Genomic DNA, 26,839 nt, shown 5'->3' with positions numbered 1-26,839 from the left:
TGCAGCAGATTTTTAAACTGACCCCCTAGGACCAGATCCAATTACGCCTCCGTCCCTTCGCCTTGAGCGCCCGGCGGATCGAGGGCGGGCCCTTGACCGGGCGGAGCGCGAAGCGCGCGGCGAGGCGCGGCGGCAGCCGTTCGGCGGAGGGGGGGGCGAGAAATGCAAGGCTCCGGGAGCGCGCGGCACGGCCTGGGTGGGCGGCCCCTCGTCCCTCACCGCGCCGTCCATGGGCACCGGCGCATCGGTCATCTCTGGGGGAGGAGGGGCGGCATTGCCTGGGGACGGCGACAGGAGCGAACGAGATCTTGGCTCTCGAAACCCATAATATCCGCGAAGCCACCAGGAGTTTGGATAGAGAAGTCGCCGCTTGAGCGGCGGTTGAGTTGCCGTATTGGGTTCCCGCCGGGCGATCAGGCAGCGTTGGTTGTCGATCAGCATGGCGTCCCCCCGGGTGAGAACGATCGGATCTGCCGCATCGCCCTCACGCTGGATGGCTTCGGCGAGGACCGCAAAAGCCCGCCGGATATTCCCGTCGCTTTCGTCAAAGCCCTCCCACACCACACGATTGGGATCATATCTTAAGGCCCAGTCGGCCGGCGCCCCATCCCCCGCCAGATTTCGGAGAACGGGCTGGGGCGTGACGAAGATGCTGGAGCGAGGGCGCAGCGTAATCGGATCGTATTTCCCGAACATCTGGACATCGACAGTTCGGAGCGCCTGCAGATAGGCCTCCACCCGCTCTGCGACCTGCGCCTCACTCGGGATGGCGTCCTGCTCCTCCGCAAAGAAATCCCGCACCACTTCTGGAAACCGGTCGATGATTCCCGCCACCGTGATCGCGTAGATCGGCTGGCGCATCGGGTTTTCGATCGCCGCGACGATCCGAAAGGTGGCCGTTTCCCCCACCGGATCGGTCGCCGTCGACACGGGCCAGCGATAATGAGGCGCGGCGGTCCGAAACCGCTGATGAAGATCGTGGGAATCGAACAAGGTCGTTTCCTGGGCTGTCGGATCGCTGTGATAGAAACGCTGCCATGTTTCTTGTGAGGGGATCTCGGCCCGCAGCACCGCCCCCAGCTCGTTGAACAGGATCTGGGTCCTGATCGCGTTCCGCACCGACCGCGCCCGCAGAAAATATTTGTTCTCGTAGAGCGTCTCGTCCCAGACCGGACTGCGCAAACCATCGCGCACATAATCCCCTTTCAACCGCCGTTCCATGAACTGCCGGAGGATGATCAAGCGCGGCCCATTCGGACCGGGGAAATCCTCAAGCGCGCGCCGAACCGCCTGGGGAAGAATGGGGTCAGCCCCTCGTTCGGCAACCTGCCCGGTGGCCAAGATCACCTTATCGGGCCGCGTGCGGATGATATTCTCCGTCGCCGCCAGCAGGCTCGCCGCGACTTTTCCTTGTGGCCATTTATGCCTGAACAGGAAAAACGTACTCCACAGCTCCATCAAATGCTCATCGAGCCACTGGGCCAGCGGGTTGAAGATCGACAGGAGCAGCAGCGCCACCGCCGCACTGACAAGGGGGGCGCGGTCGTCGGCGATGACGCCCAGTCCGGTGCTCTCAGCCAATCGGTCACCGCCGAGATCGACGAGGACATAGCACAGGATGGCGGCCAGCAGACCGGGGAGCAGGGCCAGAACGCGGATCATCCGATTCTCGCCCCGATTTAGGGTGCCCTGGAACTCAGGGGATTGCGGCAACAGGCGGATCATCACGGCGCGGGTCAAGGATTTGAGGGCCTGACGCTCCGCCGCCTTCAACTCGATATCTCGAAGCATCGTGCGGTCATCCCCCCGGATAGCGCCCCGTCAGTCACGATTTGTTTACCTTAACGATCCTCTCCCGTCGAGGCGATCGCCCGGCCGCTCGCCCCCCTCGCGGTGGGGGTGGCTCTTCGCCCCTAACCAAGGCACACCCCTTCAATTGGCCAATGCCGGGCAACCGACCGTGAGGACCGCGACGTGGAAAATGCTTTCAGTGTGGAGGGGCTGTTCACCCTCTCCAACCTTTTCACCTTTTTGATGCTCGTTCTGCTTCAGGCTGTGCTCGGCTTCGACAATCTTCTTTATATCACCATTGAGAGCCGCCGGGTTGCCCCGGCCAAGCAGGCGTTCGTGCGCCGAATGGGTATCGGAATCGCGCTGATTTTCCGGCTCATCTTGCTGGTCGTCATCCTGTTCGTGTTCAGCGCCATCACCCAACCGCTCTTCCAGATCGAGACGCTGCCCCTGACAGGCGATTTTACTCTTCGGGCACTGATCACGATGTTCGGCGGCGGCTTTATCATCTGGACGGCCATGAAGGAGATTTTCCACCTGCTCTCGGTCGATCATCTTGAGCACGATGAGACGACGAGCAAGAAAAGCGTTGCCGGCGCCCTCACCCTCATCGTGGTGATGAACTTGGTCTTCAGCTTTGACAGCCTTCTGTCCGCCGTCGCCCTCTCCGAGGTGTTCTACATCGTCGCCGCCGCCATCGTGGTGGGCGCGGGACTCATGATCTGGCTGTCCGACCACGTTGCCGCCTTTTTGCAAAAGAACCGTGCCTATGAGGTTCTGGGCCTCTTTATCTTGCTTGTGGTGGGCGTCCTGCTTGTCACCGATGGCGGTCACCTCGCCGAGATGCAGCTCTTCGGTTACGAAGTGCACGCCATGTCCAAGGCGAGTTTCTACTTCGTTATTTTCGTCATGGCGGCCGTTTCCGTGGTCCAATCGACCTATCGCAACAGGCTGATGGAGGCGCGGCAACACGCCATTGCCCAGGGCACGCCTACGACCGAACCGGATGGCATGCTGTTATCGACTGTCGGCACGGAAGCAAAAGACGGCGGCCCGACCTCGTAAAGAGGAGGTCGGACGATCACCGCAAGAGGAGAGAGGCGCCTCGGTCCCTAAGGGATTGCGAAGCGCGCCTCGCCGCCGAAGAGGCCTATTGGCGCTCGATGGCCCCGGCATCGGCCAACAGGGCCGCATAGGAGGGGCGGTCACGCAATAGCTCTAACGCTCGGTCGAGCTGGCAATCCTTTTCCGCCGGACATTCGGTCGGTTCGACAAACAACGCGCTCGCATTCTCCTCGTCGCGCTCTTGTTCTTCGATCGATTCCTGCCCCTCAAGAAGGATTTGCTGCGCCGTGGTTGGCTCATCGCCCTCCGGCACATCCAGGGCACCGGGCAAGTCGGCTTCCCGTCGACGTTTCTCGGGCTCCTCTTCGCCGGGATGCGTAATCGGCATGACGATATCGGGCACGATCCCTTGTGCCTGGATCGACCGGCCCGAGGGGGTGTAATAGCGTGCCGTGGTCAGCCGCAGGGCGCCATTGGCCCCGTTTTGCAGCGGCAGCACCGTTTGGACAGATCCTTTGCCGAAGGTCTTGGTGCCCAAAAGAAGCGCTCTGTTACGATCCTGTAGAGCCCCGGCAACGATTTCGGACGCGGAGGCGGAGCCGCCATTCACCAAGACGACAATCGGCACGCCCGCGATCATCTGACCAGGATCGCCGACTTCGCGCATGGAATCCTTCGACCGCCGTCCCCGGGTCGAGACAATCTCGCCGCCGTCGAGAAACGCATCGGACACGCCAACGGCTTGATCGAGAAGTCCGCCGGGATTGTTCCGCAAATCGAGGACAAGGCCCCGTAGGCCCCCGGCTTCCCGGTCCAGCTCACGGATGGCCTCGCGCATTTTCCGCTCAGTCTGTGAGGTAAAGCCGGTCAACCGAATATATCCGATATCGTTCTCCTCCAGTCGGGAGGAGACCGGACTGACGGTCACGATATCGCGCACAATCGTGAAATCGAGGGGTTCGGGCACGTCCTCGCGAATAAGGCTGATCTCGACCGAAGTCCCTTTCGGCCCCTTCATCAGGCCGATCGCCTCTTCGAGGGTCATGCCGAAGACGCTTTGCCCATCGATCTCGTAAATCAGATCCCCAGGCTCGAACCCCGCCCGAGCGGCCGGGGTGTCGTCGATCGGAGAGATCACCTTGACCAAACCACGGCCCGCGCCCTCCGTCTCCTGGGTCACCTGAATACCGAGCCCGGCAAAGCTCCCGCGGGTTTGCTCCTGCATCCGCTCGTAATCGTCGCCGGACAGATAACTCGAATGCGGATCGAGCGAGAGAAGCATCCCGTCGATCGCGCCCTCGATCAAATCCTTGTCGTCGGGGTCGCTGACATAATTCTCGTGCACCTGCTCAAACACTTCGCCGAACAGGTCGAGCTGGCGGAACGTATTGGCGTCGAAGCCTGATCGCGCAAATCCCGCCGTTAGCAGCGCAGTCGCCACCGCGCCCCCCGCAAGGGCGGACGCCGCTAGGGCCGATACCGACGTCTTGCGGGGAGAACGAAGGGGAGAAGGTCGCTTAGTCGGCATAATCAGAGCCCGTAAATGTCCGCTAAATCCTGAATTTCGTCTTAAGATGCCACTTGCCGGACCATTCGCCTAGATCCCGATCGGCCGCAAACGTGAAGATCGTGTCACAGCACCACGCGAAAGACCATGCCTCAGCCCCAATCCTCACTCTATCCACTGGCCAACAAGGCTGGCACGACCCAAGGCGCGGGATCAATCGATGCGTTGTGCTCTCTTACCTGAAGCTTCAGGAGCCCCCTTGTGCCGTCGGCCATGGCGCCGATCGGCTGGCCGGCGCGCACCCTTTGCCCAGAGCGCACATCAAGGCGCCCAAGCCCGATCAGGACAAGGCGATATTGCTCCCCCACATCGATGATCAAGACATTGCCAAGAGTGCCGAAATTCTCCGCAAAATCCACTCTCCCGTGGAAGGGCGAGGTGACGACGGCCCCGGGCCGGGTCTGTATCGCCAGCCCCTCATCATTGCCGCCATCGGGGGGCAACTCGCCGAACCGAGACACGACGCGCCCGGCCACCGGCAGCGCCAGCCGAGAGCGGGCGGCCGAAAAGCGTTGTGGCAGCGAGGATAGCGAGGGCACGGCGGTGGGCGTGGGCACCGGATCGGGTCGGCGGCGGCGTTCCTCCACCCGGGCGATCAGTTCGCGCAGGTTGCGCGCTTCCCGTGCCAGGCGGGCATTTTCCGCTTCGAGCGCGGAAATCCGCTCATTTTCCGCCGCATAGGCCTCTTCTTTCCGCACCAAAAGGTCGGCGAGCAATCGCCGCCTCTCGGCGAGGGAGGTTTCGGCCTGGGAGGCGGTCCGCCGCTGCGCCTCTTGCTCGCTTTTGAGCCGGTTCACCCGTTCCAGCGCGGTCTGATATTCCCGCACCTCCGCCTGTAACTCAGGGGTGATTGCCGCCAGCGCAATCGCCGCGCGGGCCGCCATGGTGGCATCATCGGGGGAGACCGCGAGGGCGGGTGGCCGCGACCGCTCCAACGATAACAATGCGGACAGCACATCGCTCATCACGGTTTGGCTCTCAAGCAATTGCGCCCGCGCCTCGACTTCTTCGTCCGCCAATTGCGACAGTCGCGTCTCGATCGCCGTCAGCCGGGTTTCCGCCGCTTGCGCCCCGTCCGCCGCCTCGATCAATTGCCGCTCAAGGGCATCGCGCTCAGCCGCCACCGCCGCCGCGCGATCACGCAGGGCCGCCGCCGCGGCCTCGTTCTCGCGATGCCGCGCCTCGATTTCCCGTAACCGCTCGGCCTCGCTCTGCGATTGTTGGGCCGCGACCCCAAATGACGGCCCCCCCACGCCGACCGCAACGCAAAGAGCGATGCTGCAAATCCGAAGACTGAATGGAGGGATATTCTTGATCATCTTGCGGTCCTAGCCGACATCATCCTTCACGGTGATAGGGATGGCCGCTCATTATCGTTAAGGCCCGGTAAAGCTGCTCCGCCAGCATCGCGCGGATCATCAAATGCGGCCATGTGGCCCGGCCGAAGGCGAGACGATGGGGAAAACGCGCCTTGTCGGCCTTCACCGAGGCCGGAAATCCCGACGCCCCTCCGATCAAGAAACGCAGCGCCCCCTCCCCCTGATCGCGACGCTGCGCGATCAGCGCCGCAAAGTCGGCGCTCTTCATATCCCGCCCCCCTTCATCCAGCAGGATGATTTCCTGGCCCCGCGGGTGATCACCGGCCAGCAAGCGCCACTCCCGGGCTTGCACGGCTTTTTCCCCTGGCGCTTTAGGGGTCTCATAGACCTGCAGAGAGGGACCCTCGATCCCAAGATGTCGGGACAAATGCCCCGCACGCTCAAGATAGGCCGAGGTGATCTCGGCAAGGGGGCTGCGCCGATCCCGTCCAATGGCGGAAATTTCAAGGCGGAGCATGCCGCCCCTCTATTCTTCGCCTTCCGCGACCTCAAGGGCATCGATCTTCGGCGCGAAAGGATTGGACTGGGCCACCTCCTCGAACAGCTCTGGCGCCCAAATCCGTTCGAGATTGTAGAACTGCCGAACCTCAGGGCGGAACAGATGGACGATCACATCCCCCGCATCCACAAGCACCCAATCGCAAGCGGGCATGCCCTCGACCGATACCTGGCCGTAGCCCGCCTCCTTGAGGGCGCGCATCATCTTGTCGGCAATCGACGCGACATGCCGCTGAGAGCGCCCGGACGCGATGATCATCGCATCCGCAACGTCGGATTTCCCTTCTAGATCGATGGTCACAACATCTTGTGCTTGATCGTCGTCCAGTTGCGATTGAACGATTGCCAATACGGCCATGTCGGGCTCTTCGCCATTCGGCGCGCTCGCCTCGTCATCTTGCTGATTCGCGGCGCGCCGAGGGGCCCCCGCATAAGACTGAGCTACCAGGCCAGCCTCCTCCAGAAACATTCCGTCAATGCGGAACCGATCTAAAGATATCACCGCTTGGGCGCTTTTTTAAGTCCCCGCGACATTAGCCCTAATCGCCGTTGAACTGATCGGATTATGCACCGTCGGCAGGAGCGCCCAGGCCGGCGGCTCACTGAACGGAAGGGCGGCCACCGATCGCTCCTTCACGCGATAGGCACGGAGCGCCTGGCCCGCGACCGACCGCGTTGCCGCAAGGGTGTAACCGGGGCGGCTCATGACAGCGATAGGGAGAAGAGAGGCGATCTGTCGCCATCCGCGCCAATGATGGAAAGTGAACAAATTGTCGGCCCCCATGATCCACACAAAGCGCGTTTTGGGAAATCGGCGGCACAACGCCGTAAGGGTGTCGACCGTATATCGTGTCCCAAGATGGCTCTCAATATCCGTGACGGTGAGCCAAGGCCGTCCGATGGCGAAGCGATTAGCGTCGGCAACCCGCCTGTCGAGGGACGCATATTCCCCTTGCGGTTTCAGCGGATTGCCCGGCGTGACAAGCCACCAGCAACGGTCAAGCCGTAGCTGCTCCCTCACCGATACGGTCACTTCAAGATGGCCTGTATGCGCCGGATTGAAGGATCCCCCCAAAAGGCCGATCGACAATCCGCCTTCAAGGGCGGCGGTCACTTTGCGGCGCGGCGGGCGCGAGGTCATCTCATCCATAATCCCGTTCCTCCTCCCCCGCATGCGCGCCGACCAGCGGCAAGACAACACAACAAGCCCTACTGGTCGGCCTCAGGGCCCCTCGCTGGACCGGACAGGAATTGCACCTATCTGTAATGCCTGTCACCGCGTTTCGAAATTGCATCGACGCGGCAAAACTGGCAGACGCGCCGCAAAGAAAGACGGAGGGCATTGATGTCCCATCCCGCCGCTCCCTTCGCCGATCATTTGATCGGTCGCCTCCAATCGGTCCGCTCACGGACCGCCGAATTGGCCGCCCCTCTCTCCGATGCCGATGCAACCCTCCAATCCATGCCGGATGCGTCACCGGCCAAATGGCATTTGGGCCATACAACATGGTTCTTCGAGACCTTTCTCCTCATTCCCTCCGTACCGGGCTATAAGGTTTTCGATCCGTCCTACGATTATTTATTTAATTCCTACTATGAAAGCGTTGGTCCGCGGCACGCGCGCCCCAAACGGGGAATGCTGTCTCGGCCGCGCCTTGACGATGTTCTGGCTTACCGGGCTTATGTCGACGAGGCGCTGGACCGGGCCAAAATGCGGGGCCTGCTCGATCTCGATCTTGTCTCCCTCGGCATCGCCCATGAAGAGCAGCATCAGGAACTCCTCCTGACCGATATCCTGCACGCCTTTTCTCAGAACCCCCTTCGACCTGCCTATCGGTCCCCCGCCCCGATGCCGGTGGGGTCCGCGCCAAGAGCGCAAGGATGGATGTCCTATGCGGGCGGGGAGGCCGTGATCGGCGCCCCCTCCGGCGAGAAAGGCAAAACAGTCTTTGACTGCGAGACCCCTCGTCACCGTCAGATCGTCCCGTCCTTTTGTCTTGCAAAGGGAGCCGTCACTTGCGGCGAATGGGCGCGCTTTATCGAGGATGGCGGCTATCAAACCCCCCTCCTTTGGCTGTCCGATGGATGGGAAGCAGCGCAAGGCGCGCAATGGACCGCCCCCCTCTATTGGCGGTGGACCGAGGAGGGGTGGGTTACCATGACCCTGCGGGGGGAACAGCCGATCGACCCCGATGCCCCGGTCGCTCATATCTCCTATTACGAAGCGGATGCCTATGCGACCTGGGCCGGGGCCCGCCTGCCCACCGAAGCGGAGTGGGAGGTCGCAGCCACCCTCCACGCCGTACCGGGCAATGATATGGGAACGGATCGTCTGCGCCCGGCCGTTCAACGCGGCGAAGGAATTTCCGGCCTATTCGGCGATGTCTGGGAATGGACGGCAAGCGCCTTTCTTCCCTATCCGGGCTTTAAAGCGGAAGGCGGGGCCATTGGTGAATATAATGGCAAGTTCATGTCCGGTCAGATGGTCCTTCGCGGCGGCTCTTGCGTCACACCGGAACACCATATCCGTACGACCTACCGAAATTTCTTCCACCCCCAGAAGCGTTGGCAATTTTCTGGGCTCAGATTAGCGCGCGACTCCTGAGAGGCTTCCCATGACATCCGCTTTCCTCAAGGAGGTCCAAGAGGGTCTCTCACGCCCGCAAAAGGCGCTGAACCCGAAATGGCTTTACGATCATCGGGGCTCGGAATTATTTGAGGACATCACCGAGGTCGATGAATATTATCCGACACGGACCGAAGCGCGGATATTCGAAGACGTCTTCCCTGAACTGAAGGCCCGCCGACCCGATATCGCCGCCATCGTCGAGTATGGCAGCGGATCGAGCAAGAAGACCGACAAATTACTCGAAGCGGTCTCCGCAACGCAGTGCGTGCCCATCGACATTTCCGAAGAGTTCCTGCGCGATGCGGCGAACACGCTGGCTGAGCGCCATCCGCATGTCGAAATTCTGCCGGTGGCCGGCGATTTTACGCAACCGCTCGTCCTGCCGTCACGCCTTGCCCAGGGCCATCAGCGACTTGGCTTTTTCCCGGGCTCGACAATCGGCAATTTCGAGCCGGACGGGGCGGTGAGCTTTTTGTCCTCAGCCCAGCAGAGCCTTGGCGAGGGGTCGGCTTTTCTGGTGTCAGCGGATCTGATCAAGGATGAGGCTATTCTTGAGGCCGCGTATGATGATGCAAGTGGCGTTACAGCCGCCTTCAACCTTAATCTCCTTGAGCGGATGAACCGCGAATTGGGGGCGAATTTCGACCTCTCGGCATTCACCCACCGCTCCCATTGGAACGAGACTGCGAGGCGGGTGGAGATGCATCTTGTGTCTTTGCGCGACCAGACGGTGACGATCGGGACGGATGACTATCCCTTCGCCGAGGGCGAATACATCCACACCGAGAGCTCCTATAAATTCGATGTCGACCGCTTTGAAACACTGGCACGCAAGAGCGGTTGGGCTCTCGATAAATTCTGGACGGACAAAGACGATTATTTCGGGGTCTTTTTGCTGACGGCCTGAACAAGCCGAGCGCCCCAAGAGCTGTTTCAGGTCAACCGGAGTCGTGAGACACTTCTTGGTCTTTGTTCCTCCCATTCCTTACCGCGAACCGGTTCCCTCTTCGCTTGAAGAGGCGCGAGGATCAAAGATCGTGGGGGATGGCTTCTCCGGCCTGGCGGGCGGCGGCGAGGACCGTGTTGCGCAGAAGACAGGCAATGGTCATCGGCCCCACCCCGCCCGGCACCGGTGTGACGGCGTCGGCCACGCTTTCCGCTTCGCCGAAAGCCACATCACCGATCAAGCGGGGCCGCCCCTCCTCGATCACGCGATTGATGCCGACATCGATCACCACCGCCCCCGGCTTGATCCAGTCCCCGCGTACAAGTTCCGGCCGGCCCACAGCGGCGCAAAGAATATCGGCGCTGCGGCACAAGGCCGGTAAATCGGGGGAGCGTGAATGGGCCATGGTCACCGTGGCATTGGCCGATTGCAGGAGGAGACTGAGGGGTTTGCCCACCAGGATCGAGCGCCCGAGCACGATGGCGGTTCGGCCCGAGAGGTCGGGGCCCAAGACCGATTGGATCAGGATCATCGCCCCCTGCGGCGTACACGGTACAAGCCCCGCGCGCCCGAGAACCAAGGCCCCGGCGCTGATAGGCGTCAGCCCGTCGACATCCTTCGCCGGATCGATAAGGGAAAGGGCCCTATCCGTATCGAGATGGGCCGGGATCGGCATCTGCAAGAGGATACCGTCCACTTCCTCATTCTCGTTGAGATCCGTGAGCGTGGCATCGAGGGTGGCTTGGTCGATCGTCTCAGGCAGCCGCCGCTCGATACTGGTCATGCCCACCGCCTTGGTCAGTTTGACCTTGTTTCGGACATAGACTTCGCTGGCCGGATCGGCACCCACCAGGACCACGGCGAGGCATGGCGGCCGACCAAGACGCGCCGCCAGCTCTCCAGCGGCCACCTTCACCTTTGCCCGCACGATGGCGGCCTGCGCCTTTCCGTCGATAAGGCGCGCGCCCATGGTTAAAATCCGGCGCGTGTCGCAGGACCGAAGACATAGGTGTTAAGGCCAAGTTGTATGGCCCGCGCCCCGATAAAGGCGACCAGTGGGGAGAGGTCGATCCCCCCAAGGCTGGGCAAGACGCGCCGGATTGGGCGAAGCACCGGCTCGGTAATCGCATAACAGGTACGCAGGATCATATCGACGAACTGGTTATGCTGGTTGACGATGCCGAAGGCGATAAGCCAGCTGGCGATCACGGTGACGAAAAGGATCAGGATCCAGAACCCAATCACCGCATTCACGATATATTCGATCACCACCATCGACAAAATCCTGCTCTCAGCGAATTGCGCCTTTAGAGGGCATTGCGCCCCGTCTCAAGGTCGCTTCCGGCCTCGTTAACTGCGGCGCTTGCTTGTTTGCGCCTTAGGGCATCCTACATCGCCGTTAGCTCTCAAGAGGTAATGGAGACGAGCGATGAAACCTTATTGGTTGGCCCTGATGGGCGTGAGTACCTTGGCTGTCGTGGCTTGCGGCGGCGGCAAGTCGAGCGCGGATGCCGCCGAAGCCGATGCCGAAGCTGCAATGACGACCTCTGCGGCCGCCCAAGACACCATGGAGGACGAAGGCGCCACCGGCGACACCGACCCCTTTGCGGCGGTCTCAAGCGGCACCTATGTCCTGGAGCCGACCCACGCCTATGTCGTGTTCCAATACGATCACCTCGGCTATTCGCGGCCCGTGATTGGCTTTACCGATTTCGATGCGACGGTCGAACTCGACAAAGAGACCCCGACGAATTCCAGCCTCACGGTGACAATCGATCCCGCATCGATCGATTCAGGCGTCGAGGATTTCGATGAACACCTGGTCAGTGCGGATATGTTCGACGTCGAAACCTATCCCGAGATCTCATTCACCTCGACCTCTATCGAGCTTGATACCCCCACCACCGGGACGCTGACCGGCGATCTGACGATGAAGGGGGTCACAAAACCGGTCACCCTCGATGTGACGCTCAATGGGGCGGGCGTTCATCCGCGGTCTGAGTTAGATCATTTCGGTATTTCCGCCCGCGGCACGCTGATGCGTGATGAGTGGAATCTCGGCTATGCCACCCCCGCTGTCGGGAACGAGGTCGAATTGATCATCGAGACCGAGTTCAATCGCCCTGAATAAGGGAGTAGTCAGGATACGTCCCTGACCCCCCCCAAAAAGACGAAAAGGCCGGACAATTGTCCGGCCTTTTTAGTTGATTGAGACCGCCCCACACCAAAGCGAAGACCGTCTCCTCCGTTATGGAGACTTACAGGACGACCCCGACAATCGCGGCGACCACATCCTCGACGGCGGCATCCTCAACAATGATGCCGGTCACGGCGCCAAAATTGATCGCCACATCGTCACCGTCCTGGATGACGGTCGGCACAGGGGCCACGCCGCCATTGCCGATATAGATAGTGTCGTTGCCATTGCCGAAGTCAGTGATCGTATCGGTATTCCCGGCAACCGAGTTGAACTCCGCATCGAAGAAGAAAGTATCCGCGCCGGCGCCGCCGGTGAGGAAATCGATGCCCGCGCCAGCAAAGAGGAAATCACTGCCGCCGTCGCCAAACAATTCATCATCGCCAAGGCCGCCCGCGACGAAATCATCGCCCGCGCCGCCGATCACGACATCATTGCCCTTGTCCCCATAGAGAGAGTCATTTCCGCTGCCCCCCTCAATCAGGTCATTGCCAGCATCGCCATAGACTTCGTCATCGCCGCTGCCGCCGAACAGGCTGTCATTGTCAGCGCCGCCATTGAGATAGTCGGCCCCGGCATTCCCGAACAATTGGTCGTCGCCCAGACCCCCGAACAGGCGGTCATTGCCGAGATTACCGGCACTGATGTCATTTCCTTCACCGGAGAAGATTTCATCATCGCCCCAGCCGCCGGAAATCTCGTCGTCGCCGTCACTGCCATAGACGATGTCATTTCCAAGACCCGCGAAGATCCGGTCATTCCCGTCAAAGCCGTAAATCAGATCGTTCTTGCTGCCGGCCTGGATGAAGTCGTCACCGTCACCGCCAAAGATCGTGTCGTTGTTCTTTCCGCCGAACAGATTGTCGTCCCCGGCATCGCCGTAGACCGTATCGTCCCCTCGACCGCCGAAGGCGCCGTCATCTCCGGCATTAGTGAAGATCTCATCCGCTCCCGTGCGCCCATAGAGGCGCTCGCGATCAGTTGTGCCATTCAGTACGTCGTCACTCATCGACTGTTTCCTTTAAATCTTATGCCAGGTCCCCCATTAACTGGGCCACTCATCCGGCTTATTGCATTCCTTAATACAGGATTAAGCCAGGGTAGTTCTATGGATATCTCAATAAATGGCCGAATTTTCACTGCTTTAACCGTCAAGTGTCATCCGTTTAACACAGCAAAGAGCGGACCTTCCCCGGCGTCCGCGCCGTGAATGCCTTTAAGGGGTCAAAAATCGTCGGGGATGACCTCAAGGCTCAGCATTTCCTCATAGGTTGGGCGGCGGCGAATGACGGTGAAACGATCGCCATCGACGAGGACTTCGGGGACCAGAGGACGCGTATTGTATTGAGAGGCCTGGACGGCGCCATATGCCCCTGCCGTCCGAAAGGCGAGAAGGGCGCCCGCCGACACCTCATGGAGCGGCACGTCCTTGGCAAAAAGATCGGTACTTTCGCAAACCGGCCCGGCAATATGGTGATGGACCGGCACGCCTGTCGGCGGCGTGTCCTCCATGACCTCATGTCGCGCCCCGTAAAGAGCCGGGCGGATCAGATCGTTCATCGCGCCGTCGACCAGCGCATAATGGGTGCCTTCCTGGTTCTTTGTCAGGACGATGCGAGTCACGAATAGGCCGGCATTCCCCGCGATCAACCGCCCCGGTTCGAGGATCAGCCGCACATTGAGATCTGCCGTGGCCCGGTTGAGGGTCGCGGCGTAGTCGACGGGGAGCGGCGGGGCCGCCGCCGCGCGCTCATAGGGAATGCCCAAGCCTCCGCCCAGGTCGAGATGGGTGACCTCATGCCCCTCGGCCCGCAAGGATGTCACAAGCCCCCCAACACGTGCCGCCGCTCGCTCGAAAGGCGCCACAGAGGTAATTTGAGACCCAATATGGACGGTTAGGCCCTGCGGTCTGAGCCCGGGCAGCGCCGCAGCAAGACGATAAAGACGCCCGGCATCGGCAAAGGGGACCCCGAATTTGTCATCCTTTCGCCCTGTGGAAATGCGGGTATCCGTCCCGGCGTCCACATCGGGATTGACCCTGAGCGCCACCGGCGCGGTCTTGCCGAGCGCGCTGGCGACCGCCGAGAGATGCGCTAACTCCGCCTCGCTTTCGACGTTGAATTGCAGGATCCCGGCATTGAGCGCCGCCTCCATCTCCCCCCGAGACTTCGCCACGCCGGAAAACACCACACGCTCGGCGGGAATACCCGCCTTGAGCGCCCGATAAAGCTCGCCGCCCGAAACGATGTCGGCCCCCGCGCCCCGCCGTCCGAGCAGCGCCAAGACAGCGATATTCGACAACGCCTTGACGGCGAAGGCGATCAGCGCGTCGCGATTTTTGAACTCATCCGCAAGAATGTCGTAATGGCGCCGCAAGGTCGCGGCGGAATAGATGTAGAGGGGCGTTCCGACCGCGTCCGCGATCCGCCGCAATGGCACGTCCTCAGCGTAAAGGCCGTCATGGCGAGAGCTGAAATGATCCATACCGCGACTACCGGCTTTCACTGAGTGAGGGCGCCGCTGCGCCCTCGGCCAAGGGCGCGGGCGGCCGCTCCAGGGGCGCCTTTCGGCCGCATCCGATCAGCCCCAGGGCAAGGCACCCAAGGCCCAGCAGTGCGGCGGCGCGCAGCGCGCGACATCTTTGAACATTCAGCATAGATCCGGGGTGTTGAAAGCCAGCGCGGCGGCGGTCAAGTGCGTATCATGGCAGAGCCGTCCCCAACCCGCCCAAATGCCTATCCCCTCAGATGGGCGATACGTGGATTGATCGCGGTCGGCGCGGTTTTCGTCCTGTTCGTGCTGGTATCCGCCGCCCAGCGGCCCGGCAGCGGCGGCGCCAGCCTTGAGGATCTGGCCGCCCGAATAGATGGCGTGACTCTCTCCCTCCTGCCGCCCCCGACGCCCGCCAGCTTGCGTCCGGCGCTGCAAAACGGCGGGCCGATCCTCGTCCTTGTGGTGCCGCCAAGATGTCGCAGCTGCGCGGCGGGTGACCTCCTGCCGCCGCTCCTCGATGGCCGCCAGATCGTTATCGCCGCCCCCGACGCCTGGACCCGACCGGAGGAGGGGGATGTGCGCATTGTTCCGATCGCCTCCCTACCCCTCGGGGAGGAGCCAAGCGAGCCGCTCATTGTGCTCTACGAAGGCGGCCGAGAGATCGCGCGGGGCCGCGCGCCCGATTGGGACACCCAAGCGGCAACAGCGTTACTTGAGGGGATAAGACAGGCCGCACCGGCCCCCTAATCGCCCCTATTGCACGAAGCCCTCTGGGCCTAGGTCGGGGATCGTGGTCAAAGACGGCAATCATCATTGCAGCGGGAGTTCCCTATGTCAGTTTCGCCCCGGATCGGCCTTCTCATCGCCGTATCGGGCCTCGCCCTCGCCGCCTGCGGCAAGGACGATCCTTCCTCCGACACCGGCGCGGCAGGTGCGGCGATCGAGGCCCTTGGTCCCTCCCCCCTCGATAGCCCTTTCGTCCTTGAGGATGCCGAGCCGATCGACCTCGCGGCGCTGCTGAACAGTGCCGAGGGCATCGCCTATGACGAGGTGACCTTTGACCAAGAGATCGGCGCGATGGTCGTCACCAATTATCGCCCCGTCACTGACTCTGAGTTCGTGCAGTTCGTCATCGGGCGTATGGAAGTCTACGGCCTCGATCCGGAATTATTTGCCCGGATCGAAGCGGGCGAACCGGTCGACGAGACCCGTGAGCTTTTCAGCAAGGTGAGAGCCTTCGATATCGAAAGCCACCAAACCTACGGCGCGCCCCTCTATGGCGGCGAGGACACGTCCTCAGACGAGGCCGACGACCCCGCGGCGCTGGCCAATAGCCTGACCCTCACGATGGATGCCCTCGAACTCGGACAAGTCACGGTGGGGCCGGCGGCGGAGACCACGGCAACGGGGGAACAGGCCGAGTATGCCTTCGAACTCGACGGCCTCTATGTGAAAGAGGCGGCGATTGAGATGACTTCAAAGCCCGACGATTTTGCCTTCACTATGACGATCCCCGACGGTCGCATCGGCAGCTATCGTGGCGGCGCGTTTGGGGGGATGTCCTTCATCGGTATGTCCTATTCGCTGAAGCAGGATCAGGCCGCCGTACAGACCAGCCTTCAGTCCGCAGGCATTGTCGGCCGGTTCTTCGAGGACCCGTTCCTCCGGCGACTTTTCCTTCCTGGCGAGCAAATGACGACGGTCGAGCTGCTTGAATGGGATGGCCTCTCCGCGGACAACCTCCTGCCCTATCTGAAGCGCAATGAAGATCCCCCCGCCAGCGAGACAGATCTCTTGTCGGTGGGCGGTCTTCGCGGCTGGGGCATCGAAGGATTTGTCGAAGGGCAAAAAGCCTATTCGGTGGATCGGGTCGTGGTCGAGCCCATCGACTTCGTCCATCTGATGCCGAAGAAGATCGCCTTCGAAACCGAGGGGGGCATGACCTATCTGACGGCCTATGCGGAACCGGGCACAGAGATGGCCACCTTTTTGGAAGACAACGAGCTCTCCGCCGTGCCCACCGAGAATCGGATGGCCTTCAGCTACATGCCCGACCAGCGTCGTCTGCGGCTTGACACCACGGCCGCCATCGACGGGATCTATGCCGTCGACATTGCCCTGGAGATGACCGATTTCGACCATCGGCAAATTTTCGGGACAGAGGGCGATGTGCAAAAGAGCGCAGTGTTGGACTCGGCCCTCAAGGAACTCGCCGTCGAGATCAAAGACGAGCACTTACTCGACCTCATGGCCCTCATCGGCGCCAATGTCACCCAACAGGAGCCCGATGCGTTGAGACGGCAGGCCTCGGGCCTACTGGCCCTTGTGGCGGTCCAGGGGGCTCAGGTGTCGCCGCGGATCCAGACCTACGCCCAAGCCCTGTCTACCTTTTTGGCGGAAGGCGGCACCCTGTCGATCGCCATGCGGCCTGAGGCGCCGGTGCCGCTGTCGGCCCTTGGCGGGCAAACCCCGCCCGCGCCGGCAACCCTGCTTGAGACCTATAATTTGACGGTGGAACGAGAGGCCGCCGAGTGATTAGCAATCGCCGGGTTTCGACCCGGCGACATGCGCCGCCAGGGGGGAGAACGACTCCGCCAAGGCGCGATAGATCCCCCGTTTGAACGGTACGACAAGCCCTTCGATATCGGCGAGAGGGGCCCAGCGCCAAGCGGAAAACTCGGTGGGATCATGGGCCTCCAGATTGACCTCGTCATCCTGCCCTTCGAACAACATCACCACCCATTTTTGGCGTTGCCCCGCCCAGCGCTCCTGCTTCTTCGCCTTGTAGTCAGGCGGAAAATCATAGACGAGCCAGCCGGGGGTCATCGCCAACAGGCGCACCGTGGTCAGACCGGTTTCTTCGTATAATTCCCGAAAGGCGGCGTCTTTCGGGCTTTCCCCCTCATCGACCCCGCCCTGGGGCATTTGCCATCGAAACGGACGCGCCGCTTCTTCCGGCGTATGGGCGATACGCTCACCAATCCAGACAAGCCCTTGCTTGTTCAGGACGCAGATCCCGACATTCGGGCGGTAATCGGCAAGATCTGGCAGTTCTTTCATCGCATCGCAGCGCTCGGCGGGACGAGGCCGACCTCGCCCGATTGAAGGGTGTCGACCCATGCCATCACCGCGTCCAAATTGCCATCGCTGGCATAGACCTTGACGATCAACGGACGCTCTGCGGATAGGGCTCGTCGACTGACCGCCCTTAATCTGTCCGCCGCCTCGGGGTCGTTCGGCTCCAGCACCAGATCGACCTCCCCATAGGGAAGGTTCAGCGCGCGGGCGATCGCCCCGCCCTTGCCGGTATCGTCGAGATACCCAAGCCCCGCCCGATCGAGCGCATTGAGAAAGGCCTGCATCGCCTCGGCATTCGAGGCGAATAAGTCGCCTTCGAAATTCGTGACGTAAGGATAGGCGGGCGCCCGGGAAAGCACCCAATCAAGACGGGTTGCATTGCCCTCCGCCGCCCGGTCGGGGGACAACGCCGCAGGGCCAAGGACCGCTTCGCTCAGCCCTCTCGTCGCCATGGGAATCTCAAGGGCCGCCTCTCGCCCCGCCGCTAAGGCCGCCGACAACCGAGCGTCGACATTGCGGGCATAGGCCGAAAAGCTCACCCCAATCTCAGCGGGCAAGGCCAACAGCGCCCGGTCGGTCGTCACCGGATCGAGACCAAGGCCACTCACCATGACGGCGAGGGCGGGGGCCGTTTTGGCCGGCATCGCTTGGCGATAGGCGGCGAACGGCGTGGCCCCGCGCGCATTACGTGCCGGACGAAGCCCCGCGGCGGTCTTAACGGTGAGGGAGGTATCAAGGTGCCGCGGTTCAGGGACCCGGGCCGCCGCCTTGTCACCCCCGCCGACAATTGTGATGCGCACACTCCCGTCGCCGCGGGACTCCGTCGCTGTCGCCAGCCCGTCGCCGTCCCCGCTTCCGGCCGCCGCAACCTCTGGTGAAGGCAGCTCAGCCTCCCCCCTAATGATCCGGACGCCTGCTGTCTCCGCCCCGTCGGCCAGCGCCGACGCCTCGGCGCCCGCCTCAATCTCCGTCCCCGGCCCCGTCTCGGCCCCGGCATAGCGATCGGCCTCCCCCGGCAGGTCGAGAACCATCGGCTGCGGTGCATCAGGGTCCGGCGCCCATAGAACGGCCCCCGCCGCGATCACCATGACGGCCGCCAGAACGCCCCACGCCACTCGTAGATAGGAGACCCCAGCGCGCCCCATACCGTGCCTCTTTCCGCAAGCCCCTTTACCCGGCGCTGCGCCGGACCAAGTTGAATCAACAGCGTTTGGCGTATACTGTTTCTGCGCCGCAATGAAAGACGGCCTAGACGACGTTCGGGAGCGAAGCGACAATGTCCAAATGGAAAGATGCGCACCATAAGAAAGATGGCAGTGAGCTGAGCGAAAGCGAGTTGGCCAAACGCGTCGAAGAGCGGGAACGCCAAGTCGCCGAGGATATTCGCCAAAAAGCGGCGCGGCGGCAGCGCAAGAAGGTTTGGTCAAAATCTCGATCTACCGTTATCGCGAAAGCGATTGAGACCAAGGCAAAGGTCGGGGGCAACGCGCTCGCCTTTATCGACCCAGCCGATGGGAAGAAAATAACGTTCAAGGAGATGATCCGCGGCGCCTTCGCCCTTGGCAATGCGCTGAGCCGGCGCACCAAGCGTGGCGAGAATGTCGGCGTTCTTTTGCCGACCAGCCCCGGCGCGATTATCACGATCCTTGCGCTGCATGTCGATGGGCGCGTCCCGGCGATGCTGAACTTTACCGCGGGCAAGAATGCGCTCGAGGCCGCTCTTGAGACCGCGCAGGTCAAGACAGTTTTGAGTTCGCGGAAGTTCGTCGATGTGGGGGGCTATCAGGATCTCATTGATTTCCTCTCGACCAAGGTCGAGATCGTTTATCTCGAAGACATCAAGGAAAATCTCTCCGTTTTCGATAAGATGCGTGCCCTGTTGGGGGAGAAATTCCCCGCCCTCGCGCGCCGCTCTCTCTCGCCGGACAGCCCGGCCGTAGTGCTCTTCACCTCAGGGACGGAAGGTAAGCCCAAGGGCGTTGTCCTTTCCCACCAAAACCTCGTCGCCAATGTGTTCCAGGTGATCGATCATGTGCAGCTTGAGCCCCGAGAGGTGTTCATCAATCCGCTGCCGGTGTTCCACTCCTACGGTCTGACGGCGGGGGCCCTGTTCCCGATGTTCGCCGGTCACCCCTCCGTGCCCTATCCCTCGCCCCTGCACATCAAGATCGTGCCCGAGGTGGTGAGGGAATATGAGGCCACCATCATGCTGGCCACCGACACCTTTCTCAGTCGCTACCTTCAAAACGCCAAGGATGGGGCGCTGGTCAGCCTCCGCTATGCAGTTTGTGGGGCGGAAAAGGTGCGGGATGAAACGCGGCGGCTGGCGCGGAACCGCTTCGGCTTCTGCGTCCTCGAAGGCTATGGCGCAACCGAATGCGCCCCGGTGATCGCGGTCAACCAGCCGGGGGATATCCGCCCCGGCACCGTCGGTAAGCTGCTCCCCGGTATCGAAACCCGGATCGAGCCGGTCGAAGGCCTCGATGAGGGGGGGCGCCTCTATGTCCGGGGACCGAATGTCATGCTCGGCTATATTGACCCCGACGCGCCAGAATCGCTCCTCAAGCCCCAAGACGGCTGGCACGACACCGGCGACATCGTTCACATCGATGGCGGCGGCTATATGTCGATCAAGGGCCGACAAAAGCGCTTTGCCAAAATTGGGGGGGAGATGGTGTCTCTGGCGGTGGTCGAGAATTGCGCCAGCGCTGTATGGCCTGACAATCTGAATGCGGCGATTATCGTTCCCGACCCGCGCAAGGGCGAACAAATCATCCTGCTGACCGAAGAGCCACACCCCCGCCCAGAACATCTTCGCGATTGGGCCCGCAGTCACGGGGTGCCGGAAATCGCCATGCCCAAGCAGGTCCTGCATGTCGATGACATCCCCGTTCTCGGCACGGGCAAGGTCGATTATGTCAGCCTCAACCGACAGGCGGAGGAATTGATCGCCCAGGCCGAGGCCCAGAAAACCGCCGCTGAATAGCCATTCACCGCGACCAGTGGTGACGGCGGTCCCTCAGTCCAAGGGACGGAAAATCAGGGTCAAAATGATCCCGGGCAGGCCGACCACCGCCCAAAGTGGCGCGGTCAGAAGAAAATTGACGACACCGGAGACCGGGCCATCGGCCATAAGCGGCACCGACAGGCCCAGAAGAGCGAAAATTTCCTGGGTGGTGCGAATGACCGGTTGACCGGTCTCTAGGGTCGATACGCCGTCCGCGCCGAGCAACAACAATGCAAGCCCCACCAAGGCCCAGGATAAATACCTGAAAAACGACAACATGCGCCCGTCACCCCTGAGGTTCGCCCTGACTGGTTTAGGGGAGACCGGCAGCGGCGACAAGAACGACCGGGACGCTTGAAATTCCCGATCAAGAGCGGCAGAGAGAGGCGCTCTGGACAGGTGGCCGAGTGGTCGAAGGCGCACGCCTGGAACGCGTGTAGGCGGGTAACCGTCTCGAGGGTTCGAATCCCTCTCTGTCCGCCACTTTCCATCTTGCGCTACCGGCTTCGCCTACTTGAGCGCATGGCTCCGAGTTCGAACTTCGTCCCTCACTCTCCGCCAGCACTTTTTCGCTCACGCGCCGAAGGCGCTCCGCGGGGGCGGCCTGACCGGCCGGGACGCGGTCGCGTCCTTGGGTACTGGAGTTCGAACTTTCTCTCTCTCCGCCATTTTTATCCGGCCTACCGCCTTCGGCTACTTGAGGCGGCTTTGCGCATTCGCGCCCAAATCTTCTCCCTCACTCTCAGCGATTGTTGAACGCACAGCGCCCAGTGCCACGGATCGCGATGCCGTTGCCTCAATAAGAAGGCCCCTCTCTTTTAACCTCACCAGCATCTGCCGACAGGCGTGTCACTTCAGAATTTATTTAGCTTCTTGCCATAGTTTTAGAAAAAAGGGCTTGGTTCTGTGTCGAAATTCTATCTGACCTTATTGGCCAGTGCGTGTTCTTCGCTGTCCTTAGCTACAGCGTCGGCCGATGAATTGACAGATCTGACAGAGCTGTCGCTCGAAGACCTTCTTGCGATTCAAGTCACCTCTGTCGCAAAGCGACCACAGCCCGCCAACGAGTCCGCCGCCGCGATTTTCGTCATTACTCAGAAAGAAATCCGTCAATCCGGCGCCAAGACGCTCCCTGAACTATTACGCTATGTCCCAGGGGTTGAGGTTGCGGAGGTCGAAAACCACTCGACAGCAATCTCGGCACGGGGGTCGAATTTCCGCTTTTCGACAAAACTCCTTGTATTGATCGATGGACGTACGATCTACACCTCGATCCTTCCCGGCGTGCAGTGGGACCTTGAACGGCTGCCGGTCGAGGATATCCAACGTATCGAGGTCGTCCGTGGACCCGGCGCCACCCTTTTCGGCGCCAATGCCATGAACGGCGTGATTAATATTGTCACCAAGCACGCCGCGCAAATGCTGGGAACGTCGGTCAGCGGGACCGCGGGGGTCACCGGCCCATCGGACCAAGTGCTCTCGACCATGACGGTCCGTCACGGCATGCGGGTCGGCGAAGACGGCGCGCTGAGGCTTTATGCGACAGGGCACAACACGCCCGCGCTCAGCACGAAAGAAGGCGAGGTCATCGATGACGAAGACCTCGCCCTGCAGGTTGGTTTTCGCTTCGACTACGAACCGACTGAGATCGATGCCATCACAGTCCAAGGGGACTATAATTACACCGATTTCGACTCGACTCTCGATTACGACAATGTCTTTGGGGTCAGTAGCTTCCGCCCACGGACAACGGGTGAGATCGCTGAGAAAGCGAATATCCTCGCCCGCTGGAGCCGGACCCTGTCCCCCGACAGCAAGCTAACTTTTCAGTCCTATGTCGATTATCTTTCGCGGTCGGAATTCGGTGGAGAATTCGAACAGACGACCGTGGACTTTGACATGTCCCACTATTTCTCGACAGGAAAGCGTTGGGAAACCGTTTGGGGTCTTGGCTATCGTGTTTACAGCGACGACAGCACGGACGGCGGATCGGTCGACTTTGCCGATAATTCGCGCACGACGGATATTGTCAGTGCCTTCGTTCAGCAAGAGGCCTTTTTCGCGAACAAGAAGCTGCATTTCTCCCTCGGCACTAAACTCGAGCATAATGATTTTACAGGGTTCGAGTATCAGCCGAGCTTTCGCGGCATTTGGGTGAGCGACAATCAGTGGAGCCTCTGGGGGGCGATCTCACGGGCCGTCAGAACACCCTCACGCTACGAGACATCCGCCATATACACGACCGGTGTCTACCCCCCCGCCGGCGATGTGCCCTTACCCGCGAGCTATCCCGTCTTTGGGAACGAAGACCTCGATGCAGAAACGCTGATCGCCTACGAAATCGGATGGCGCAAGAGCTGGGGTAACGGCCACTCGATCGACCTCACCGGCTACTATTTCGACTATGATGACCTGTTTCTGATCGGACCGATTCAGGCGCCGGAAATCCTGTTCGGCCCCTTCGGTCCAGGAGGGATGATCGTCCCCTATCAGATCATACAGCCGGTGGATGTTGAAAACGCGCGGAAACTCGAAATCTTTGGGGCGGAAGCCAGTCTTGAACTGCAACTCAGCGCTGATTGGGACCTCAAACTCACCGGTGACGTCAAAGACACCTCGGTCAAGGACGGCCCGATCAACGATGCTCAATTGCCGCAGTTCTTCCAGGGCTTCACGCCACATTATCAAGCGACGCTCCAGTCAAATTATCATTTCACCGACCAGTTCTTTGGTCACCTCGCATTGCGGCAAGTGGGGCCATTGGAAGAGAATCCAACGCCCTCTTACACCGACCTCGACCTCCGACTTGCCTATCGCGTCAACTCGCAATTTGAGTTCAGCATAGAGGGCGACAACCTTCTTGAACCGCTGCGGACCGAGTTTACGCCCCTCATCTATCCCGTCCCAACCGGATATGTGGAACGTCGTCTTTCGACTTCCCTTTCCGTGCGCTTTTAGTGGATAAGTCCATGATGAAGAAGCGCATTTTCTCGTACCGCTGGCTGAGAACGGGGCTCGCCTATGCCGCAGCCGCTGCCGCTAGCCTGTCCGTTTCGACCGCTCAGACAAACGATAATGACCTGACGGCGGCGATCCTGATCAACTTCGCACGGTTTACGACCTGGCCTGACCAAGCCCTGACCAGCAACGAACTCAAAGTCTGCGTGCCGCAAGGCGACGAGGAACTCACCTCCGTGCACAAGCTGACTGGGAAAAGGGTGAAGGACCGCATAGTGAGCGTGCGCTATTTCGATCACAATTCGGACCAGCCCATGGGCTGTCACATTGCCGTCCTCTCGGATGCCTTTCCGACGCTGCCGGCGCATATGGATAAAGGCACGCTTGTCGTTGCCCTCGGCGAAGAGGTGGCAAGCGAGCATACGAGCTTAATCCTGATCACGATCGGCAGACAGACCCGGTTCATCGTGAATTTGACCGCAGCCCGAAAGCAAGGGATTAGTCTTCGCGCTTCCCTGGTCGATCTTGCGGTCAAGGTCTACTGAGGCTGCCTCCGCGCTCCTTTCGGATCGTGAGAAGAAATTGACTTTCCCGAGGGTAGGCCGGCCCGCCATCGTCACAGGGGTAAGCGATCTTTGACCCTTGGCCCATTTGTCTTCTTTGCCGCTCGTGGTGGGGGCGAGGGTAAGGGGCGACGCGATGATGCAATTGCGGAAGGGGCAGCGAGGCTTTGTGTCAATTGCCTCGAAAAACCATCTACACTGATAGTTTTATGCTGAGGCAAGGGCAGGCCCCCTTGCTCCTCCTTCAGTTGGAAATAAGCGAAGAAAGGCCCGCATGAGGGGGCCTTCCCGATTGAGAGACTAGAGCGATAGTTATCCGGTCGCGGCGATAGAGGGGGCTTGTTCATCCGTGCCCCCTATCTCTTTGACTTTTGCCATTGCCGTCAGCGGGCTTTGCGCGGCCGGTCCCCAGCTGAGCTCATCCAGGGGTTTCAGTCTCCCCTTCTCGTCGGTGACCTCGCTCCGGGCATTGGCTAGGATCCGAGACGCCGCTATCGTGTCATGGCTCGTATGATTGGCCATCACCTGAAAACGGAAGCGCGCTTGTTTACGGGAGACCGCAGGATACTCCACCAGATTAGCGATAAGGCCGAGCTCGGCGATTTTACGCCCCATAACCCGGCCCAGATCCTCTTCACCGATATGGGCACAGACGATAGGGGATAATGTACCGTACACATCAAAGCCAGCCATCTTCAGAAAGCTACGGAGCTCGATACCGTTTCGGGCATTCCGATCCCTCAACGTCCGGCCTTCGTCGGAAGCGACAATGTCAAATGCCTTTGAGACCACCGCCGTCTGGATCGGGGACAGGGCATTGGAAAAGGTATTGGGTGAGCTGTAAAAACGAAGATACTCTCTCACACCGCATTTGCGGGTCGCAACGAACCCGCCATTCGAGGCGAAGGTCTTTGAGAAGCTTCCCATAACGATGTCGACCTTGCCGAGCATATTTTGCTTCTCGAGTACGCCGCGCCCGGTCGGACCCATGGAGCCCAGATCATGGGCGACATCGACAAACAAGGTCGCTTGATATTCATCCGCCAGCTCTTGCATTGCAGCAAGGTCGGGCGAATCGGAGTCCATTGAGAACAAGCCCTCAGTAATCAGAAGGATTCCATTCTCGGTATCCTTGGCGCGAATTTTCGCAAGCTTCTTTCGCGCGTCCTCCACCTGATTATGGCGAAATAGACTAATATTCTTGGTTGCGGCCTGGGCCCCCGAATGCAAGCAGGCATGGGCCAGCGCATCGATAACAATGTGGTCGAAGGGACGGACCAACCCTGTGATGGTCCCAAACCCTGCCGCCCATCCCGTGGGGAACAGGCTAACGTAATCGGCTTTGACAAAATCAGCGATCTTCTCTTCGAGGCTCAGCGAGCTTGAGGTATTGCCGACCAAAGCGGGGGAGCCGGCGCTGTGAACGCCATAGGTGTCGATTGCCTCATGGGCGGCCGCGTTAATTTCAGGATGCGCAGCTAGGGACAAATAGTCCTGAGAGGCAAAGTTCACGCCTTCCGTCCGCTCACCCCGGTCATTGAGGATTGCAACATGGCGCCTCGGCCCCTGATCGGTCGCACGCCCGTAACTCCAGATCCCGTAATCGAAGCAGGTCTCAAGCCAGTCGTGGAAGCCTTGCGTTCTTTCAATCAGATCCACGCCATTTGGACGACGAAAGTCGAAAGAAGTCCGCGACAGTGCCGAACGGATATCATCTGTGCCCATTGGAAGAACCTCAACCCATTACCCAAAGCCCTTCTATCCTCCAAACGTTTATAATATCGTGAAATAAGCGAGACCTGATAAACTCACATCTGATTAAGGTTATTCGATCGTTATCGGATATTTTCATTGTTTTTATATCAATAATTTTCGCAGAAACTTAGCCCAACTATTTTGTATTTTAGTTGGTGATTCATGGCACTTCTCGACACGATCAGCACGCCGATTATGCGGTTTTGGTACTGGCATGTGGCGCAGCTGACCCAAAGAATGCCCAGCGTTCGTCTTGGGGGAAAGGAATTCGTCGTTTACAAAGGGGTCTACAAGCCGCTCGAAAATGAACAGAGCTGTGCGGCCTATTGCAATCATGGCGATCGCGTTCTTGACCTGGGTACCGGCTGCGGGGTCGGGGCCTATTTTTGCTCGGAAAAAGCCGATCAGATCGTCGCCAGCGATGTCAGCGCTACGGCCCTCGCCAATGCCGCGGAGAATTGCCGGCGCTTTGGCGTCACAAATGTCGAGTTTCGTCACAGCGATATGTTTGACAATATTCAGGGGCGGTTCGATCTGATCCTGGCGAACCCTCCCTATCTCAACCTTTCCTTTGATGAGCCCGAAAAGCAATTCGCGACTTCCACGCGCTATCTGCCTCGGCTCTTTACGGCCCTAGACCAGCATTTGGCGCCGGGGGGACGTGTCTTGGTGCAGTATCCAGCCTGGTTCGCCCACCGTCTCACAGCGCTGGCCGAAGCCTATGGCTTCCGGCTGGTCGAGAAGAAACGGATGCCGCCGAAACCCTGGCGACTACGTCTTCTCAGTCTCATCTATCTTCAGGTGGGCTTTCGCTCGTCGTTCTTCTTGTTCGAGCGTGCAGTCCCCCTTCCCGCTGCGGCCGACGCCTCAGACAAGACCGACCGCGTGACCACCGCCGTACCGGCCTAAGGCA

24 protein-coding genes and 1 tRNA gene are annotated in these 26,839 nt (G+C 60.6%); 11 read left to right on the top strand and 14 right to left on the bottom strand.

Features of this window, described 5'->3' with window-relative positions; genetic code table 11:
• Window positions 1-12: 12 nt before the first annotated feature.
• Window positions 13-1,791 carry a hypothetical protein gene (locus PB2503_RS04695; protein WP_013300083.1) on the bottom strand — a complete coding sequence of 593 codons (1,779 nt, stop codon included), beginning with the start codon at window positions 1,789-1,791 and terminating at the stop codon, window positions 13-15.
• A gap of 183 nt (window positions 1,792-1,974) precedes the next feature.
• Between PB2503_RS04695 and PB2503_RS04690 the strand changes: the two genes are divergently transcribed.
• On the top strand, window positions 1,975-2,856 hold the full coding sequence (locus tag PB2503_RS04690; RefSeq protein ID WP_013300082.1) for a TerC family protein: 882 nt from the start codon (window positions 1,975-1,977) through the stop codon (window positions 2,854-2,856).
• A gap of 85 nt (window positions 2,857-2,941) precedes the next feature.
• Here the strand turns inward: PB2503_RS04690 and PB2503_RS04685 are convergent, their stop codons facing one another.
• The 5 genes from PB2503_RS04685 to PB2503_RS04665 form a co-directional block, all read right to left on the bottom strand.
• Window positions 2,942-4,297 carry a S41 family peptidase gene (locus PB2503_RS04685; RefSeq protein WP_013300081.1) on the bottom strand — a complete coding sequence of 452 codons (1,356 nt, stop codon included), beginning with the start codon at window positions 4,295-4,297 and terminating at the stop codon, window positions 2,942-2,944.
• Window positions 4,298-4,533: 236 nt separating this feature from the next.
• Entirely contained in the window at window positions 4,534-5,742 is a 1,209-nt protein-coding gene (locus tag PB2503_RS04680; protein WP_013300080.1) for a murein hydrolase activator EnvC family protein, read from the bottom strand.
• A gap of 19 nt (window positions 5,743-5,761) precedes the next feature.
• Window positions 5,762-6,259 carry a 23S rRNA (pseudouridine(1915)-N(3))-methyltransferase RlmH gene (locus tag PB2503_RS04675; protein ID WP_013300079.1) on the bottom strand — a complete coding sequence of 166 codons (498 nt, stop codon included), beginning with the start codon at window positions 6,257-6,259 and terminating at the stop codon, window positions 5,762-5,764.
• A gap of 9 nt (window positions 6,260-6,268) precedes the next feature.
• The gene (gene rsfS, locus PB2503_RS13825) at window positions 6,269-6,658 is read right to left on the bottom strand and encodes a ribosome silencing factor (protein WP_169310303.1); all 390 of its coding nucleotides are present in this window, start codon (window positions 6,656-6,658) and stop codon (window positions 6,269-6,271) included.
• A gap of 159 nt (window positions 6,659-6,817) precedes the next feature.
• Entirely contained in the window at window positions 6,818-7,450 is a 633-nt protein-coding gene (locus PB2503_RS04665; protein ID WP_013300077.1) for a nicotinate-nucleotide adenylyltransferase, read from the bottom strand.
• 195 nt (window positions 7,451-7,645) lie between these two features.
• Here PB2503_RS04665 and egtB point away from each other — a divergent pair, with 195 nt between their 5' ends.
• Window positions 7,646-8,905, top strand: coding sequence for an ergothioneine biosynthesis protein EgtB (gene egtB, locus PB2503_RS04660; RefSeq protein WP_013300076.1), 1,260 nt, complete (start codon window positions 7,646-7,648; stop codon window positions 8,903-8,905).
• Between the two features lie 10 nt (window positions 8,906-8,915).
• On the top strand, window positions 8,916-9,836 hold the full coding sequence (gene egtD / locus PB2503_RS04655; protein ID WP_013300075.1) for an L-histidine N(alpha)-methyltransferase: 921 nt from the start codon (window positions 8,916-8,918) through the stop codon (window positions 9,834-9,836).
• Window positions 9,837-9,957: 121 nt separating this feature from the next.
• On the opposite strand, the gene folD is transcribed toward egtD, so the two are convergent.
• Both folD and PB2503_RS04645 read right to left on the bottom strand, forming a co-directional pair.
• Window positions 9,958-10,845 carry a bifunctional methylenetetrahydrofolate dehydrogenase/methenyltetrahydrofolate cyclohydrolase FolD gene (gene folD / locus PB2503_RS04650; protein WP_013300074.1) on the bottom strand — a complete coding sequence of 296 codons (888 nt, stop codon included), beginning with the start codon at window positions 10,843-10,845 and terminating at the stop codon, window positions 9,958-9,960.
• A 2-nt stretch (window positions 10,846-10,847) separates the two neighbouring features.
• Window positions 10,848-11,150 carry a YggT family protein gene (locus PB2503_RS04645; protein ID WP_013300073.1) on the bottom strand — a complete coding sequence of 101 codons (303 nt, stop codon included), beginning with the start codon at window positions 11,148-11,150 and terminating at the stop codon, window positions 10,848-10,850.
• A 154-nt stretch (window positions 11,151-11,304) separates the two neighbouring features.
• Here PB2503_RS04645 and PB2503_RS04640 point away from each other — a divergent pair, with 154 nt between their 5' ends.
• Window positions 11,305-12,006: a YceI family protein gene (locus tag PB2503_RS04640; protein WP_013300072.1), complete on the top strand. Its 702-nt coding sequence runs from the start codon at window positions 11,305-11,307 to the stop codon at window positions 12,004-12,006.
• A 127-nt stretch (window positions 12,007-12,133) separates the two neighbouring features.
• Here the strand turns inward: PB2503_RS04640 and PB2503_RS04635 are convergent, their stop codons facing one another.
• Window positions 12,134-13,081 carry a calcium-binding protein gene (locus PB2503_RS04635; RefSeq protein WP_013300071.1) on the bottom strand — a complete coding sequence of 316 codons (948 nt, stop codon included), beginning with the start codon at window positions 13,079-13,081 and terminating at the stop codon, window positions 12,134-12,136.
• A 215-nt stretch (window positions 13,082-13,296) separates the two neighbouring features.
• The gene (lysA, locus tag PB2503_RS04630; protein ID WP_013300070.1) at window positions 13,297-14,556 is read right to left on the bottom strand and encodes a diaminopimelate decarboxylase; all 1,260 of its coding nucleotides are present in this window, start codon (window positions 14,554-14,556) and stop codon (window positions 13,297-13,299) included.
• A 219-nt stretch (window positions 14,557-14,775) separates the two neighbouring features.
• On the opposite strand from lysA, the gene PB2503_RS04625 reads away from it, so the two are divergent.
• Window positions 14,776-15,312, top strand: coding sequence for a hypothetical protein (locus PB2503_RS04625; RefSeq protein WP_013300069.1), 537 nt, complete (start codon window positions 14,776-14,778; stop codon window positions 15,310-15,312).
• Between the two features lie 84 nt (window positions 15,313-15,396).
• Window positions 15,397-17,100: a hypothetical protein gene (locus tag PB2503_RS04620; protein WP_013300068.1), complete on the top strand. Its 1,704-nt coding sequence runs from the start codon at window positions 15,397-15,399 to the stop codon at window positions 17,098-17,100.
• Here PB2503_RS04620 and PB2503_RS04615 read toward each other — a convergent pair whose 3' ends face one another.
• Together PB2503_RS04615 and PB2503_RS13820 are read right to left on the bottom strand one after the other, a co-directional pair.
• Window positions 17,101-17,625 carry an RNA pyrophosphohydrolase gene (locus tag PB2503_RS04615; protein WP_013300067.1) on the bottom strand — a complete coding sequence of 175 codons (525 nt, stop codon included), beginning with the start codon at window positions 17,623-17,625 and terminating at the stop codon, window positions 17,101-17,103. It lies immediately after the preceding gene.
• The gene (locus tag PB2503_RS13820; protein ID WP_013300066.1) at window positions 17,622-18,788 is read right to left on the bottom strand and encodes a divergent polysaccharide deacetylase family protein; all 1,167 of its coding nucleotides are present in this window, start codon (window positions 18,786-18,788) and stop codon (window positions 17,622-17,624) included. Before PB2503_RS13820 ends, PB2503_RS04615 begins: the two co-directional genes overlap by 4 nt.
• A 131-nt stretch (window positions 18,789-18,919) precedes the next feature.
• On the opposite strand from PB2503_RS13820, the gene PB2503_RS04605 reads away from it, so the two are divergent.
• Window positions 18,920-20,629 (top strand): AMP-binding protein, encoded by a 1,710-nt coding sequence (locus PB2503_RS04605; protein ID WP_013300065.1) that lies wholly within the window; start codon window positions 18,920-18,922, stop codon window positions 20,627-20,629.
• 33 nt (window positions 20,630-20,662) lie between these two features.
• Here PB2503_RS04605 and PB2503_RS04600 read toward each other — a convergent pair whose 3' ends face one another.
• Complete coding sequence (locus PB2503_RS04600; RefSeq protein WP_013300064.1) at window positions 20,663-20,929, bottom strand: hypothetical protein; 267 nt, start codon at window positions 20,927-20,929, stop codon at window positions 20,663-20,665.
• Between the two features lie 114 nt (window positions 20,930-21,043).
• On the opposite strand from PB2503_RS04600, the gene PB2503_RS04595 reads away from it, so the two are divergent.
• The 3 genes from PB2503_RS04595 (at window position 21,044) to PB2503_RS04585 (ending at window position 24,153) form a co-directional block, all read left to right on the top strand.
• Window positions 21,044-21,133 (top strand) — tRNA-Ser (locus PB2503_RS04595).
• 423 nt (window positions 21,134-21,556) lie between these two features.
• Window positions 21,557-23,608, top strand: a complete 2,052-nt coding sequence (locus tag PB2503_RS04590) for a TonB-dependent receptor plug domain-containing protein (protein ID WP_013300063.1) — start codon at window positions 21,557-21,559, stop codon at window positions 23,606-23,608.
• A gap of 11 nt (window positions 23,609-23,619) precedes the next feature.
• The gene (locus PB2503_RS04585) at window positions 23,620-24,153 is read left to right on the top strand and encodes a YfiR family protein (RefSeq protein ID WP_083810967.1); all 534 of its coding nucleotides are present in this window, start codon (window positions 23,620-23,622) and stop codon (window positions 24,151-24,153) included.
• Between the two features lie 330 nt (window positions 24,154-24,483).
• On the opposite strand, the gene PB2503_RS04580 is transcribed toward PB2503_RS04585, so the two are convergent.
• Complete coding sequence (locus PB2503_RS04580) at window positions 24,484-25,896, bottom strand: aminotransferase class I/II-fold pyridoxal phosphate-dependent enzyme (protein WP_013300061.1); 1,413 nt, start codon at window positions 25,894-25,896, stop codon at window positions 24,484-24,486.
• 192 nt (window positions 25,897-26,088) lie between these two features.
• Here PB2503_RS04580 and PB2503_RS13815 point away from each other — a divergent pair, with 192 nt between their 5' ends.
• Complete coding sequence (locus PB2503_RS13815; RefSeq protein ID WP_013300060.1) at window positions 26,089-26,835, top strand: methyltransferase; 747 nt, start codon at window positions 26,089-26,091, stop codon at window positions 26,833-26,835.
• Window positions 26,836-26,839 lie beyond the last annotated feature (4 nt).

The sequence above is a fragment of the Parvularcula bermudensis HTCC2503 genome, assembly GCF_000152825.2.
GTDB lineage: Bacteria > Pseudomonadota > Alphaproteobacteria > Caulobacterales > Parvularculaceae > Parvularcula > Parvularcula bermudensis.
Note: the sequence above shows the minus strand (reverse complement) of the source record. Positions and strands in the feature narration are given on the sequence as shown.